General features: G+C 63.6%; 15 protein-coding genes and 1 pseudogene. 1 reads left to right on the top strand and 15 read right to left on the bottom strand.

Annotated features, from left to right (window positions below; genetic code table 11):
• Window positions 1–142 (top strand): transposase domain-containing protein (locus DI606_RS10780; RefSeq protein ID WP_293982619.1); only part of this gene is annotated, 142 nt, incomplete at its 5' end.
• A gap of 22 nt (window positions 143–164) precedes the next feature.
• Here DI606_RS10780 and DI606_RS10775 read toward each other — a convergent pair.
• From DI606_RS10775 to DI606_RS10705, 15 genes and pseudogenes are all read right to left on the bottom strand, one after another.
• Window positions 165–778 (bottom strand): annotated as a pseudogene (locus tag DI606_RS10775) (IS5 family transposase); the annotation flags it as partial.
• A gap of 124 nt (window positions 779–902) precedes the next feature.
• Window positions 903–2591: a hypothetical protein gene (locus DI606_RS10770; RefSeq protein ID WP_159365885.1), complete on the bottom strand. Its 1689-nt coding sequence runs from the start codon at window positions 2589–2591 to the stop codon at window positions 903–905.
• Between the two features lie 57 nt (window positions 2592–2648).
• A complete protein-coding gene (locus DI606_RS10765; RefSeq protein ID WP_293982617.1) occupies window positions 2649–3734 on the bottom strand; it encodes a dsDNA nuclease domain-containing protein in 1086 nt (361 codons plus the stop codon).
• Window positions 3735–4264: 530 nt separating this feature from the next.
• The gene (locus DI606_RS10760; RefSeq protein ID WP_159365883.1) at window positions 4265–5635 is read right to left on the bottom strand and encodes a hypothetical protein; all 1371 of its coding nucleotides are present in this window, start codon (window positions 5633–5635) and stop codon (window positions 4265–4267) included.
• 191 nt (window positions 5636–5826) lie between these two features.
• Entirely contained in the window at window positions 5827–6228 is a 402-nt protein-coding gene (locus DI606_RS10755) for a type II toxin-antitoxin system VapC family toxin (protein WP_293982584.1), read from the bottom strand.
• 3 nt (window positions 6229–6231) lie between these two features.
• A complete protein-coding gene (locus DI606_RS10750) occupies window positions 6232–6465 on the bottom strand; it encodes an AbrB/MazE/SpoVT family DNA-binding domain-containing protein (RefSeq protein ID WP_010338822.1) in 234 nt (77 codons plus the stop codon).
• A 35-nt stretch (window positions 6466–6500) separates the two neighbouring features.
• Window positions 6501–7304: a PRTRC system ThiF family protein gene (locus DI606_RS10745; protein ID WP_159365882.1), complete on the bottom strand. Its 804-nt coding sequence runs from the start codon at window positions 7302–7304 to the stop codon at window positions 6501–6503.
• On the bottom strand, window positions 7294–7953 hold the full coding sequence (locus DI606_RS10740; protein ID WP_159365881.1) for a PRTRC system protein A: 660 nt from the start codon (window positions 7951–7953) through the stop codon (window positions 7294–7296). The genes DI606_RS10745 and DI606_RS10740 overlap by 11 nt, the downstream gene beginning before the upstream one ends.
• Complete coding sequence (locus tag DI606_RS10735) at window positions 7950–8780, bottom strand: PRTRC system protein B (protein ID WP_159365880.1); 831 nt, start codon at window positions 8778–8780, stop codon at window positions 7950–7952. The genes DI606_RS10740 and DI606_RS10735 overlap by 4 nt, the downstream gene beginning before the upstream one ends.
• A complete protein-coding gene (locus DI606_RS10730; protein ID WP_234893141.1) occupies window positions 8729–9760 on the bottom strand; it encodes a hypothetical protein in 1032 nt (343 codons plus the stop codon). Before DI606_RS10730 ends, DI606_RS10735 begins: the two co-directional genes overlap by 52 nt.
• Window positions 9761–9991: 231 nt before the next feature.
• A complete protein-coding gene (locus tag DI606_RS10725; RefSeq protein WP_159365879.1) occupies window positions 9992–10198 on the bottom strand; it encodes a PRTRC system protein C in 207 nt (68 codons plus the stop codon).
• Window positions 10199–10252: 54 nt separating this feature from the next.
• Window positions 10253–10678, bottom strand: coding sequence for a PRTRC system protein E (locus DI606_RS10720; RefSeq protein ID WP_159365878.1), 426 nt, complete (start codon window positions 10676–10678; stop codon window positions 10253–10255).
• 34 nt (window positions 10679–10712) lie between these two features.
• Entirely contained in the window at window positions 10713–12455 is a 1743-nt protein-coding gene (locus DI606_RS10715) for a PRTRC system ParB family protein (RefSeq protein WP_293982576.1), read from the bottom strand.
• Window positions 12452–12667 carry a hypothetical protein gene (locus tag DI606_RS10710; protein WP_159365877.1) on the bottom strand — a complete coding sequence of 72 codons (216 nt, stop codon included), beginning with the start codon at window positions 12665–12667 and terminating at the stop codon, window positions 12452–12454. The genes DI606_RS10715 and DI606_RS10710 overlap by 4 nt, the downstream gene beginning before the upstream one ends.
• Window positions 12668–12751: 84 nt before the next feature.
• The gene (locus DI606_RS10705) at window positions 12752–13948 is read right to left on the bottom strand and encodes a DUF932 domain-containing protein (protein WP_159365876.1); all 1197 of its coding nucleotides are present in this window, start codon (window positions 13946–13948) and stop codon (window positions 12752–12754) included.
• Window positions 13949–14002 lie beyond the last annotated feature (54 nt).

The raw sequence follows: 14002 nt of genomic DNA, 5'->3' as shown, positions 1-14002 counted from the left end.
CAAGCTCAATGGCCTCGAACCGCAGGCCTACATCGCCGATGTCATCGCCAGGATCGCTGGCGACTGGCCTGCCACGCGCTGGGATGAACTCATGCCCTGGAACTGGCGGCCAGATCAGCAACCGATCGCCGAAGCCGCCTGATCTGCGGCCTCCAGCCCACGCTTACTTTGCTGAAGCAGCTTTTCCAGCAGCGGTTGCGCTTGGACGGGATGTTGGGGACCGCGCCCTGATCCTCGATCAGATCGCGGATGCGGTTGCTGTCATAGGCGCGGTCGGCGTGGACGATGCAGCGCCGGGGCAAGGCGTTGAGCAGGTGCTCGGCGGCGCGGCAGTCGGCGGCCTGTCCCGGCGTTAGCAGGAAGGCGAGCGGTCGGCCTTGGCGGTCGGTGAGCGCGTGGACCTTGGTGTTGCGGCCACCCCGGCTGACGCCGATCGCCTGGCAGTGCGCCCCCCTTTTCCGCCTGCCGCCGAGCGGTGCGCCTTCACATGCGTACTGTCGATCAGCACCTCGGTCGGTGGCCCGCCCTCTGCCGCCAGCGCCTCGAACACGGCACGCCAGACACCTTTGGCGGCCCAGCGCACGTTGCGGTTGTAGAGCGTCTTGGGCGGCCCGTAGATCGACGGCGCATCCTTCCACCGACATCCCGATTGCAGCACATGGACGATGCCGCTGATCACACGCCGGTCATCGACACGCGGCACACCCCTCGGCTTGTTCGGCAACATCGGCTGCAACCGCGCCCACTGCCTGTCGTCCAACCAGAACTCGCCCGCCATCTCGCGCTCCCGATGCCTCGAATGCTTGAATCACATCTTAGCCCAAATGGGAATCCTGCTTATGGGTCCCGGCCCTAGGTTTTAGTCGCGCTCAGGTTGCCGCCGCAATAAACCATTCAAAATATCATAGCAGTAGTTGCCTAGTGTATACAGAAAACCTTTCGTTGATCTCATCGAACTCAGCTTCGCGCAGTACTTGCCGCCGCTGCACGCCATAGGATCGGATATCCACATCGGCCGGCAGACCCTGCGACGCCTCCTCAACAGCGACGATGACCTGCGCATCAGCCGGCGCCTGCGCGAAGATAAACCTCAGCATTTGAGGCAGGTGCACTGCGTCCTGGCCCTGTTGATTGGGGGCGTCGATCACAATCGGAAATGCCGTGGCGGTAGCATATTTAACGCGGGTTTGCAGAAACGCATAGTAATATGCCAGAAGTCCACGAGGCCCCTCGCTGCCACGCGCGGCCTGGATACGGTGTATAGACTGCGCGCCATCCTGCTCGAGCGCAACATCTAGGTCGAAGGCATATTTAGCGAGTAGCGCGCGGTAGAATTTTAGAATCTCGCCACTTCGCTTGGCACTAGTGAGGCTGGTCATTGTATCTCGATGCTTATCGACGCGGTAGCGTACATCAGCGGCATCGGCGGCCTTCTCACCCAGCGAGCTGCGAAGAATCTTGGCAGCTTCGGTCTTCCCAGCGGCGATCACAACATCATTAAAAGACAGGGCTGCTCGTTCGACCGCAAGAATATGCTCGATCCGTCGGAGGCTCCTCTCGATCTCGTGCAGCTTATCTTGTTTCTGCTGCTCGTCTTCCCTGACGCGGGTTAGCTTGATATTAGTGGCGCCGATCGCCTCAGTCAGCACGCCTTCGTCCTGGATCAGCGCGAAGCGGTCGGCCAAGTCGTTCGCATAGCCCTGACCGCAGGTAGGGCACTCGATCTCGTCGGGCAGCGCGGCGGCGACATCAAACTCCTCGCGCAGTTCGCGGAGCGCGCGCTCAAGCAGGCTCTTCTCGGACTGAAGAAGGTGCGTTTCCTCGTGCAATTCGGAGATTTCGCGCCGGTACTCGCGTTGCTGCGTCAGCAAAGTCTCGCTTTCCCGAACAAGGTCTTCAACCTCAGCGCGAAACTCTCCCATGTCATAGGTAGGGCTTACACCCTCATCAATCTGCTGGATTTGGTCTATAGCATCTCGCAGTGTCGAGACACTTGCTTCGAGTTCGGACAGCGCGATGCGATCAACGGCGAGATTAGCGCGCGCTTCATAATAAGCATCGGGCCTGAGCCCCGAGTGATAGTCAGCCAAGGTGCGCGTGCTATCGGGGAGGTAGAGATCTTGGAAGGATGACCAAGGCCGACTCCAGCCCATATCTTGATCGATATAGAAGGGCGCGAACATGTAGGATGGTGGCGGTACAACAATGTCGCCGTCGCGATCCGTCATTATTAGCTTGAAGCCAAAGAATTTCGCAAGCTGCGGCCCCCATTCCTTTACTATTTGTTGGCCCGAGAATAGCAATTTACGCTCAGCGTCGAACAAGGCGTACATGCCCAGCGCCTTTACCGCAGTGTAGCGTTTTCCTTGATATTCAAAGACCAATGCACTCGAGACGTTCCCGGCCCGCCATCGGCTATCAATCTTTTGGGGTAAGGCTCCCAGCGTCTCGTAGATGCTCTTCAGAATCGCTGATTTTCCGAAGCCGTTTCCACCTTGAATGACGATCCTTGACGCGTTCAAGGGCACCTTCAACGCGCGCTTCTCGGTCCGCGACAATAGGAAGAGTCCGACGAATCTTACGTTGGTCATGGCTAGCGTCTTTCAGCGATCGCAAGATGCGGCGCAGCCGCGTGACATTGGGACCGGTCATCCGAGCGATTCCATGATTTCGACAAGTAGTGCGGCTTGGCCGGTATAGGGCTCACCTACGGGGTCCAATATACTGCCGGCGAGCTTATAGGCGGCCATCGTTCCTACGATGGTGTCGTCCACCAAGTCTGGGTGCGCGGCAAACAACTCAGCGAGCGCTTGATGAAGATCAAGGGCAATCCCAGCGCCGCGTTCGCGGGCCCGCCAATATTCTAGACAGGCAAGCGATAGGCGGCGTAGCGGTATGGTCTTCCACCCATCGGCTATTAGCTCAGCTTCGACGGTCGGCCACCATTCGGTCGGCGTGCGGCCACGTCGCTTCATTTGCTCAACCAGCGCCGCGACATCCGAAGCCGCGAGACCCTTTTGCTTTTTGAGCTCGGGGAGATTCCTCGCGCTGGAAGCGACGGTCCCGGTGCAACGCGAGATTTCGCTGAGCAGCGCCTGATAAAGCGGTTGGGCGGATACCGCATATTCTGGCCCGATCGCGGTCGCAAACTCGGTGACAATGCCGAGCAAGGTCTGGCGGAAGCTTTGCATGTCGAGCGCGATGCGCTCATAAACCAAAAGTTCGGCGTGCCGTGGATCGATGCTTCCGGGGAAATCGGCTTGGATCGCGGCGACCAAGACGCCATGATCCTCAGCGAATAATGCTGAAAGCAATATCTCACCGTCGTCTGGTCCGGTCTTGCTGCCATCAGGATATTTCGCCTGGAGGTGTTGGTTCGAGATGATCGCTGCCTTCCGAACCAGCGCCCCGAATTCGTGCAGGTTGTGATAGGTCTTGCCAACGATGGATTTGGGCAGGTCGCCTTTGGCTGGCCTGCTTGCCAACCGTTTAGGCGTCCAGGCCGAGCCGGCGCGGGATTTCATCTGGTAAAAGCAAATGGCAGCGTCGTCGCCGTCTCCGGTCAGAAAAATTAAGTCGTCAAAGAAGTCGAAATAGGCAACAAAGCCTTCGCCGTTTTGGTAGGCCTCGAGAATTCGCGCCATCGACGCGTGCATTTGAAAGTCAAAAGCGCGTGAGGCCACCGAGCCTGCTTGTTCACGCGGTTTCTTTGCGATCAGAGCCTTGGATGCCATCGAAATTGCTTCCCCCGGAGGCCAAAATGCCACGTGGATAAAGCTTTGCAACCAACAATTTCGCCGTGTGAGCCGCTTTGACCGGAACTGAGCGATTGACTGGCTCCCAGGGAAGCCGCCGTTCCAAGGGCGATCGGTGAAGGGCCCATTCTAGCCGGCAGCCGACACCGCGTGAGCATTACCTATCCCCGCAACCCGGCTTCGAACCGGACCGTCATCTACCGGCCAGAGCTGGGCTTTCGCAGCCGAGGAGTGGTTTCAACCGGAATCGTCGGAAAACTCGGTTGCGATAACAGCTCGTATATCAGACTGCGATTGTCGGGAGGATATCAAGGCTTCGCCAAACGTACCGGCATAAACGGCGATACCATTTCCAGTTCTGGTGTGCTTTCGCACGGGCACCCTTCTGAAAGTCACCGGGCAGGAGCGCGACGAGCACGCAGCGGGAAGTGTGGGGATGGCGTTGCGGAATTCGGCGCGGTTCAATCTCGGAAAGTCCGCTTGTGCCCCGCTCGGTTCAACGGCCATCGTCAATCGGTCCCGGCAGGAGGATTGCGGCTTGCGTGTCCTTGCCCGGCATGACGGGCAAGCTGGTCATCTCGTTCATGGGGTACTCCCGGATTGTCTGGTCGTGCTGTGCGGGCAGCCATGTCGGGGTGATGCGGAATGGCGGCTGCAAAGCATCGCAGCATCGCCGCCATGTGTCTGCGCATATGCGCTTTGTTGGTAATGATCGCCTCGGGGTTCAGCAGTTCGCCCTGCGGCGTCATGAAGCCGATTGCGGGATCGCCATCGCGTAGTTCGATAACGAGGCGGTGTCCGCGTGGCTGGGCTTTATGGGCATAGCGGGCGACGAATTCGCCGAGGCGGCCGGACAGACCCTGCGCGAGCCTGGTCCAGCGGATATGGCCGCCGGCGAGGACCTCGCCCTCGCATAGTCCGCGCTCGAGCCAGGCGCGCAATTGCGCGCGCTGCTGGATCGCCGAATTACGCGTGCGCTCCATGGTCCGGCAGAGCGGAAGCATGCCGGCATGTCGGTCTATCCAGGCGAGATCTTCGCCATCGGCAATGATCAGCAGGTCGTCCGGTTCGATCCCGGCAAACAAGGCCCGTAACTGATCTGCTGGATTCCCGGTCTGGGCGGGCTCCGCACTGCGCCACGCACGAAAGCCCCGACCGACGTCGGCTATGATGATATGCGCCATTTCATGCCCGGGCTGTGTCTGGAGCATGGTCATCAAGCCTGCTGCGGCATTCGATGCAGTGGCAGCACCGATGATCACGGTGCGTTTCGACCATAATGCGGGACGCGGGGCGTCTGTCGGAGACGGCCAACTGCTCGGAGCCGGCCGTGAAACCAAAGCCTTTCCGGGAGCCGGGAATCGGTCCTCCTGTCGCATGGCAGCCGCGTAGGAACGCCTGGCAACGTCGAACAGATCTTCGAAACAACCACCGCCATCGCGGAACCCCTGGGCGTAAGCGGGCGAGGTTTCACCCGGTGGCGCCGAGAAATCGCGAGGTCCCCAGCCAGCCTCCGCCGCGTATCGACCCTGAGCATAGAGGACTGCAGCGTCCCAGTTATAGCCATGCTCGGCGCGTGCCTGGAGGATGGCCTGATCGAAGGGCCTGATCTGGCCGCTTGCTACGCGCTTCTCGATGCAGGCGAAGTTCGTGCGCTGTCTTTCGCGTTCGGCTTCCTCGCGGATGGCATCATTGAAGGGGCGGAGCGCGGCGACGCGCGCGCGGCTGCGCGCCATGCATTCATGCAGCGGTGCATCGGAAGGAAGGTCCGGATAGTCCTTCCATACCGATGCCAGTACCTCGGCATGCTCGGGACGGCGGCCATGGGCGATCCAGCACTGCCGGTCGGCGGGATCGAAGGTGGCAGGATCGGTCGTCACGCCGCAAGACCCGGCATCGATGAGGTGGCGAATGCTTCAGCCGCGCGCCAGGAATGGCAGGGCTGCCGACACTGACAGTACGAGGTGAGCATGGGGCGATCTCCCTGGGACCACCCTTCTGCCCTCCCCCTTCCCTTCTTCATGCTCGCTAACCACGAGAACCAGACCGGGAACGCCGTGCGAACCGGGCGTCAGGTGGTTCGGAGCCAGTTCACCAGTTGCAAGCCATCGACCCGCTCGAATTCGCGGATGTTGTCGGTAACGAGGGTCGCGCCGATTGCGAGCGCATGGGCGGCGATCAGCATGTCGTTAGCGCCAATCGGCGTGCCACGGCGCTCGAGGTCGGCACGCAGACGCCCATAGCAGGCGTCGGCATCGTCCTTGAGCGGCAGCACTGCAATGAGAGACAGCAAATCCTCGATCTTGCTTTTCAGGCGCGGCGATCCGCGCTTTTCTGCGCCATAGCGCAGTTCGCCGGCAACGATGCTGCTGGTCGCAACCGCGTCCTCGCCGACGTCGGCGATAGCGTGGGCGACCATGCCATCGGGCTGTCGGATCAGGTCCGACAGGATATTCGTATCGAGCAGGAACATGGATCAGATGTCGACCGGTTCTGCTGGCAGGTCCTCGATCGGGCCGATCTCTTCATCGAGCGGTTCCCATGTCTTGAGAACGGCAAGCAGGGAGCGCGGCCGGGCGGGTTCGATGATCAGGCGCGAGCCTTCCTTGCGGATAATGGCGTCCTCGCCCGGAAGCTCGAACTCACGGGGAATGCGGACCGCCTGGCTGCGGCCGTTCTTGAACAGTTTGACGTGACGCTCGAGGTTCATGGCGACTCCTTAGCATATGACATAGCCTATACAGGCTACAAGTGCGAGATGTTTGCGTGTCCGGCCGCCGCAAGTGACGTGCCATTCGCGAAAGGAAGCGGGATCGGAACGGTCTGACCGCCGGCAAGATTGATGAATGCCCCGGCATGCCCGATCGAACCGCGCCCGAGAAGATCGAAAAGCAGCGCGAGCGCATGGCTTGCGACGACGCGGTTGACGAACAGTGACTGACGCTCGAGCGCCTCTGCGACCGAACAGGATGGCGCATCGTCTTCAGCCACGCTTTCGTCGGCGAGTTCCGGAAAGACTTCGAGCACGGTGGGAAGACGTGGGCGATCGCTGTGACTGGTGCGGCGCGGGCAGCCGATCAGGTACTGGCCGTCGCCGGCGCGGTTACCGAGGTCCATCCAGTAGAGGGGCGGATTTCTGCCGGTCTGCAGAGCCGCCCCCAGCGCCCGGCGGGCCGCAGCGGTATCGACGCAGCTGATGAGCATGTCGAAGCCGTCGATCCCGATCGCTTCAGGAGCGCGTCCGTGAACCGCTTCCCAGGCCAGGCCATGCGCGAGATTGATGCGCTCGGTCAGCGTACGCGCCTTGGAATGGCCGATATCGCAGCGGTAGAATGGCTGACGGCCAAGGTTCGCCTCGGTGACGATATCGTCGTCGACCACGGTGACGTCGAGCGAGCGCGAGGAGATCGCGCGCAGTGCGGTGTCGAGCGCGGCGAGACCCATCAACATCTGCGCCCCGTTCCCGCCACAGCCGACCAGCAGGATCGTGATCGCACGATCGTCAAAGACAGCAGGAAGATAGTGACGCCGGGCCTGATCAGTCTGCATCGGGAGCTCCTGCAAAGGGACAGCGCGGCAAGGGCAGGAACATGCCGCCCGCACAGAGCCGTGCCGCCATGGTGGGACCATCGGGATGGTCGAGACGTCCGAAGACGATCGCTATCTTGGTGGCATGGGCATCATCGGTATCATCGGTGGCGCTGAAGAATGCGCGGCCGCGCGCATGGCTGTGGATGTCACAGACCATGTGCCAGTCAGGCGGCAGCCTGGGCATGCGATAGACCAGTCGCGTCGGCGTCGCTTCATCGATAGCGGGGAACTCCACGGCAAATTCACGGGTCGCCTCGTTCCACAGGATGAATGCGGCGGCCTCGTCAGGAATCTTGCTACGCAGATGCCCCAGTACCTCGTCGTAAAAGGCGCGCGGAACGAGGCCGCAGCGTAGATCGGCCCGCGGTGCCCCGATGCTGCCATAAGGAACATAGGCGGCGATGGACGCCGCAACCGGCACGTCCAGCGCCAGCCACGGGCGACGCAGGATCAGCTTCACACCGTCATGGCCGATGGCGAGACCATGGCCGACGCGAGAAGCGCGCAGCGCCTCGATGGCGGGCGACCTTCCGAATGGCGGCACCGGATAGCAGGGCATGGCGTCAAGCACCGCCGCTGCCGTCGCATCATCGGCGAGCATCGTCATACACGGCCCCGCGCGATGAGCCGGCCTACCGTCACCGCGCAGGCGGCGGTCCTTCGCGGGCCTATCCCCTGCCCGGCCGCGCCGGCGCCGAAAGGCTTGAGACGGCTCACCGGAAACCGGCGCGCGCCGCGCGCCGCCAGATCGTCCCAGAGCCGCACCAGCCCGCCCTTCCCGCGTATCGTCCGATCCTGCCCGATATTGGGATGTGTCGACCAGGAGTCGAACAGCGCGCTTTCATAGGCGGGAATGGAGGCGATGCTGAGCGCCCTGGGTTTCGGGATGTTGCCCCAGCAGAGACGTCCGTCGACGAAGACGTTGAGGATCGGCGAGTGCAGAACCGGGGTCTCGGCGCCAGGGCGTTCATTTACCGGGAGGGCATAGACGCCAAGCCCATGGCGTGTGGCGATCAGGAGATGGGGTGGATAGGGAACCGGCAGCGTCGTTCGCGCAGCAAGCGCATGGAGATCGGCAGGAGGATCCGACAGCGCGAAATAGGCCGGGCGCACCTCAGCCGGCACCCACCAGGCCAGCATGTCGGGATGAGCGACCAGCACATGTTCGGGGAGAAGCTCGGGCTGGGCGGTACGGCCAAGCGCCTGTGACCACTGCCGCAGATGCGCGCGCGTCAGCGGGCTGCCGACCGCGATCGTCGGCCGGCCATCGCCATCGTGTTCCACGGCATGGATGCTGGCGAAGGCGGTGGTATCGCCCTGCGCGGTGCCATAGGGTTTGAGATACCGAGGCGCCTGGTTCGTATAGAGCAGGATGGCGTTCGTCAGGACGAGACCGCCACCGCTGGCTTCGAAGTGGGTGCTATGGTCGGACATGGGTGGCTCCTGGGCTTGGGGGGATCGAAGCGGATGAGGTTCTGGACCGCGAGCAGGAACTGTGCGCCGAGCCGCAGTGAGGCGAACCAGTCGTCGATGCAGGCCACATCCGGCAGCGGGCAGATACCGGCGATATCCGTGAACCCCATTTCCATGCCGCTGCGCATGACATCGTCGAGTTCGCGCGCAAACGGCACGAAGGGAACCAGCGTCAGCGGCGGCAACGAGGCGCATTCCTCGATACCGGGAAGATATGCGCTCGCGACCTCGAAATCGAAGTGCCAGGCGCCGGCTTCGGGCAAGAGTGTGCCAAGCACCTCCCGCGCAGTACGCATATCCGCCAGCTTGCGACGCAGGGCAGCGGGAAGCCGGCTCGGCGGCGCCGCGTTCGCTGCGATCATCCAGCCCGGGCGGCGCTCGTCGAGCTGCGAAGGGAGCATGTGGCCGTCGAGATCCTCGGCGTCCGCGCCGTGACATTCGATCAGGCTGCGGCGGGCCGCTTCGTCATCGATTTCCCCCTCCCAGTAGTACATGGACATCTCGTCGAAGAGATCCTGGTAGCTGAAGACCGGCAGTACGCGCCCCAGCGTCTGCTCGAGCGCCCGGTAGGCGGCGGCGCGCCAGGCGGTGGGCGCATCGCCGGTTTCGATCCATCCGAGATCAAGCTGTCCCATGCTGTCGCAGATGATGGCGATCGCGGGCGGCCCATCCGCCTCGCTGCCCAGGACGGCGATGCGCAGATCGACGATATCGATCGGGTTCAGGATTTCGCGCACGGCGGCATCGAACACCGCCTCGATGCGGCGGCGGGCTTCGAGCCGCGTACAGGCTCTCGCATCCTGTGCCTGGGACGCGGCCCAGCGCCCGATCACCCGGTGATGGGGGGCGAGCGGCGCGTCGAAGATCGCCGGGACATCGGGCGATAGCGCGACGGCCCTGCCCGCAAGATCATCCCCAGGATCACTGGCAAGATCAGCCAAGCGGCGGGAGGCGAAGTCCGGCCGGCGGCTGCAGCGGTTCGCGGGACTCGCCCGCCCCGCCCTGCGGGTCGACGACGATCCGTGCATGGAGGGCTCGGGCCCGGGGGCTGCAGGCGGGCGGGGTGAAGCCGGCAGTGTCGCCATCGTCCGTCTCGATCCAGTCCAGGAGGGTTTTGCGCAGCACCGGCGGGATGGTCGCGCCGCGGCGACGCGGCGCCATCGGCACCGGGATCAGCCCTTGGTGCCGACGGCGCGGCGATATTCGGTGACATGCGCGCCGCCCATGACCCCGGCATCGACCGTCTCGGCGTTGAGGATCGCCGGGTAGAGCGTCGCATGATAGGCGCGCAGCGCGGCCGGATCCTGCGCGAGATGCGGCGGCACCGGCAGGTCGATGCCGTCATAGCGAAAGGTTCGGGTGAGATGATCGATCTGCATGACTGTCTCCTGGGAGTGATCGGGAGCGATGGGGCGAGTTTTTCCTGCCGTGCGTCACCAGAGGCTGGCGGGCTCTTCGGGCTTGGCGCCGGTAGGCAGACTGCCGGCCGCCTGCGCTTTCGCGCCGGCGGTCGCCGGTTTCGGTGTCGGTGTCGGTGTCGCCGGCTTGGCCTTCGCGGCCGCGGCAGCGCGGGCGGCTTGCGTCGCCTGGCGCTGCTCTTCCAGCTGATCGGCGAGCGCCTTGCGACCCGCGATGAGCTGGCCGAGCGCGCCGTCCTCGCCCCGCGCAAGTTCGGCATCGATCTCGGCGGCGCTCGCGGTGAGCGCGATCGGCCGGAGTTCACCGGCTTCGGGCTTGTGGCCGCCGCCTTCGATCATGCGCGGGATGATGGTGAGCGTGACCATGCCCTCGGGGCCGGCGACAAGATCGCAGCCGAGCGAATAGCGGGCGAGCAGCGGGAGCAGGCTGGTTATCAGCATAGGGAGACATCCTTCTGGAAGAGCGTGGGTTCGTTCAGGCGGCGAGGTGCGTGATCGGAACCTCGCTCGTGGGTGCGACCGGGCGCGCAGGCGGCGACCCATATGCACCGTCGAGGGTCATGGCGCTCGGCAGACGGCCTGCCCACTCGAAGCCGAGCACATGGAGCATGCCGGTGATGAGATCGGTCTTCTTCTGGCCGAGCAGTTTTGCGAACGCCTTCTCGCCGATGTGCGTGATCAGCCCGCATTCGCGGGCGATGAACCTGAGTTCCTCCTTCGAGTAGCGTGCGAGGAAGGTCTTATCGACCTGCCAGGCGTCGCGCAGGTCGACGGCGAAAGCCCGCGCCAGGTCGGCGACATGATTGAAACTGGTGACATCCTTCGCATAGGCCGCGCCGATGGCGGACAGCACTGTCGCGGCCTGCGCTTGCGGCAGTGCTTGGATCTCCGCGATCTTCTCGCTGAAATCGAGATCGGGGAAGGACGCGCCGACCAGCAGCCCGGCACGCCCGCGCAATGTCTCCGCCTTGATCTGTGGGAGCGTGCCGGACATCGCGGCGACCAGGATCGTGGTCTGGGCATGGGCCGGATTAGCGGCGAGCGCGCGGGCGAGCGCGGTGCGCCAGGTCGCCTCGCGCAGTTCCCTGGTCCGGGTCGCGATCGACCGGGCGGTGACGGGGGACTTCGGCGTGTCCGGCTTCCTGGCGCCAGTATCGATCGGCGCTGTCGGTTTTCGGGCATCATTCGCAGAAGATGCGGCCTGTTCATCCCGGAGATGAAGGAAGGGCGCGCCGCTGTCCCCGGTGTCGTCATCCACGACACCGTCTTCGTCACCATCGGCAGCGATATCCGGATCGTCGATAGCGTCGATCTCGTCCTCGGCCTGCTTAGCGCCGGTATCGTCACCAGTGGTTTTCGCAGCCCGCGCAGCCTTTTCTGCGCATTCCTCCTGTTCGAAGCGGATCATTTCGGCGGCCTGGGTCTTGAGTTCGAAACACCCGGCATTGGTGCAATGCCCGTCCTCGATATGCGTCTCGAACAGCGCACGCTGCGCTGCGGAGTTGAACGGGCAGGCAAGGCACTCGCTCTTATCGAAGCAGGCATGGGCGAGATCCTGGGTGACCCGCATCAGCAGGTCGCGCGTCTTCCCGACGTCGAGACCGGAGGCAAGGATCGTCTCCAGCGCCTTCTCCTGCTTGTCGGCGGGAACGGCGGCGAGCAGTTCGGCATGTCCCAGCTTGATCCGGCGCTCGTCGAGCGCGTGCTTGACCGGCTCGCAGAGGCCCGCGAGCGCGAGGCGGCGATCGAGCTTGGTTTTGGACCACCCGAGCCGGCGAGCGGCTTCACCGCGATCGTCCTGGCAGGCGGCAAGAACGCGGACCGCCGCATCGGCCTGCTCGGTTTCCGAAGCATCGTCGCGCACGTCGTTCTCGTCGATCGCCGCCTCGAGGGCCTCCTGGTCGGTCATCTCGCGGATGATGACGGGGACTTCGCCCTCGGGCCCGAAGGCCTCGAGCGCCGCGCGGTAGCGGCGCCCCCCGGCGACGATGAGATAGCCATCGCTCGTCTCCCTGGCGGGACGAACCAGTATCGGCTGGAGCATTCCGCGCAGGCGCAGCGATGCCACGAGCTCTTCATGCTTTCGGCTGTCGAAATAGCGGCGCGGATTATATCCGGCGCTGATGCTGGCGAGCGGCAGCGTGGTGGCGGGCGGGGGCGATGCGGCGATCAGCGCGGAGATCCCCGTGCCGAGGCGGCGGGTACGAGCGCGGGTCATGAGCCGGGCCGCAGGGTGGCGGTGCGGCTGAGACCGGGAATGCGCGGGTCGTCATAGACGCTGTTCACCGACATCTGCAGCGCCTGCTGGCGGGCGCTGAACCAGGTCGAGGCGGTGACTGTGTAGCTCTGGGTGGCATAGTGCTCGCCGTCGCTGAAGAAGGCGACGTCCACGGTGAAATCGGAAAGGGGAACATCGGACTGGGCACGCATGGCCTTATCCTTTCATGAGCATAGCCGCCCCGGTCGAAGACCGGAGCGGGCGATGGCGGGGAAATTCGGATCGGGAAGTGCGCCTCAGAGCGCCTGTTCGAGCAGCTTTCGGGCCTTGCCTTCGAGTTCGAGGCGGCTGTCCTGATGCGGCCTCGTGCGGGCCAGCGCGGTGATGCCCTGCACGAAATCATAGACGCTCGTGGGCGGATGCCCTTCCTCGGCGAGGACCGTCTGGATGATCTTCGTCGTCTCGGTTTTCGAGAAGCCGCGCCGCCGCAGGAAGGCGTCGCGGTCCTCGTCCTTGCGCGCGACGATACGTTCGTGCGCGGCGTTGATGCCGGTGATGAAACGCTGCGGGGAGGAGTTCGCGAAGTGCTCGAGCGCCGGGGCGGCCTGGTGCGCGAAGCGGGCGCCGGCGAACTTCGAGTGGCGGATGTTCACTTCCTCGAAATTCTCCACGCCCCATAGGCACCGGTTCGCGCATACGCCCCGTAGATAGAATGTCGCGATGCCAAGGGTCTTGGAGCCGACCTCGGAATTCCAGGCATAGAACCCGCGAAAATAGAGGTCGGGATCACCATTCGGCAGTTTACCGGCCTCGATCGGATGCGTGTCGTCGACAAGGAATACGAAGACATCCCTGTCCGATGCGTAGAGTGTGGTTGTGTCTTTAGTAATATCGACATAGGGGTTATAGCGCATGCTTCCCCAATCGATATTTCCAGGGACTTTCCACCGTGTATCGCCGACGCCGTCCCCGGCGAATGCCATGATGGCCTGTATCAGTTCCCAGTCGTACACCCTGCCATACTGACTTCCGGTCGCAGCCCGCAGTTCTGTTCGGCCATCGTCGGTCTGCAATATTTTGACCTGTTCGCCTCTGTGGGTAAACAGTCCGTGCTGGAGATTGATACCGGCGAGCGCCGCGGGCAGCTGGCGCAGATAGGAGGCCGGGGCGCCGACGAGGCTCGCGACCTGGCCGAAGGACCAGTTGGTGGGTGTGAGTGGACGCTCGTCGCCAGGGGCGATCAGCGTGAGCCGTTCGGGAGCATCGCTTCTCGCCTCGACGCGGATCGCGCGGCTTTCGACAGTCCGGGTGGTCGAGCGATCGGCGCGGGCTCGCACGCTGTCGTAGAGGCTGGAGAGCGAGAGGAATTTCTCGTCGTCGGGCCTGGAGAACCATTCCGAGGACACGCGGCCACTGCGGCCGCCGCGCGAGACGTCGATGCGATAGGGAGCGGACGCGGGGGGCGTGTCGGTCATGCGGGCTATGCTCGCCATGGAAACCATCTCCTTGAGCTTGAGGGTAACGGGACGATCCACGTCTCCCGTCAC

Source organism: Sphingobium sp. (assembly GCF_003248505.1).
In the GTDB taxonomy this organism is placed as follows: Bacteria; Pseudomonadota; Alphaproteobacteria; order Sphingomonadales; family Sphingomonadaceae; genus Sphingobium.
This window is presented reverse-complemented; position numbering and strand designations above follow the sequence as displayed.

Excerpts from the sequence above, each read along its gene's own strand:
- DI606_RS10770 (WP_159365885.1), bottom strand. The coding sequence starts at position 2,591 with ATGACCAACGTAAGATTCGTCGGACTCTTCCTATTGTCGCGGACCGAG.
- DI606_RS10765 (WP_293982617.1), bottom strand. The coding sequence starts at position 3,734 with ATGGCATCCAAGGCTCTGATCGCAAAGAAACCGCGTGAACAAGCAGGC.
- DI606_RS10755 (WP_293982584.1), bottom strand. The coding sequence starts at position 6,228 with ATGTTCCTGCTCGATACGAATATCCTGTCGGACCTGATCCGACAGCCC.
- DI606_RS10750 (WP_010338822.1), bottom strand. The coding sequence starts at position 6,465 with ATGAACCTCGAGCGTCACGTCAAACTGTTCAAGAACGGCCGCAGCCAG.
- DI606_RS10745 (WP_159365882.1), bottom strand. The coding sequence starts at position 7,304 with ATGCAGACTGATCAGGCCCGGCGTCACTATCTTCCTGCTGTCTTTGAC.
- DI606_RS10740 (WP_159365881.1), bottom strand. The coding sequence starts at position 7,953 with ATGACGATGCTCGCCGATGATGCGACGGCAGCGGCGGTGCTTGACGCC.
- DI606_RS10735 (WP_159365880.1), bottom strand. The coding sequence starts at position 8,780 with ATGTCCGACCATAGCACCCACTTCGAAGCCAGCGGTGGCGGTCTCGTC.
- DI606_RS10725 (WP_159365879.1), bottom strand. The coding sequence starts at position 10,198 with ATGCAGATCGATCATCTCACCCGAACCTTTCGCTATGACGGCATCGAC.
- DI606_RS10720 (WP_159365878.1), bottom strand. The coding sequence starts at position 10,678 with ATGCTGATAACCAGCCTGCTCCCGCTGCTCGCCCGCTATTCGCTCGGC.
- DI606_RS10715 (WP_293982576.1), bottom strand. The coding sequence starts at position 12,455 with ATGACCCGCGCTCGTACCCGCCGCCTCGGCACGGGGATCTCCGCGCTG.
- DI606_RS10710 (WP_159365877.1), bottom strand. The coding sequence starts at position 12,667 with ATGCGTGCCCAGTCCGATGTTCCCCTTTCCGATTTCACCGTGGACGTC.
- DI606_RS10705 (WP_159365876.1), bottom strand. The coding sequence starts at position 13,948 with ATGGCGAGCATAGCCCGCATGACCGACACGCCCCCCGCGTCCGCTCCC.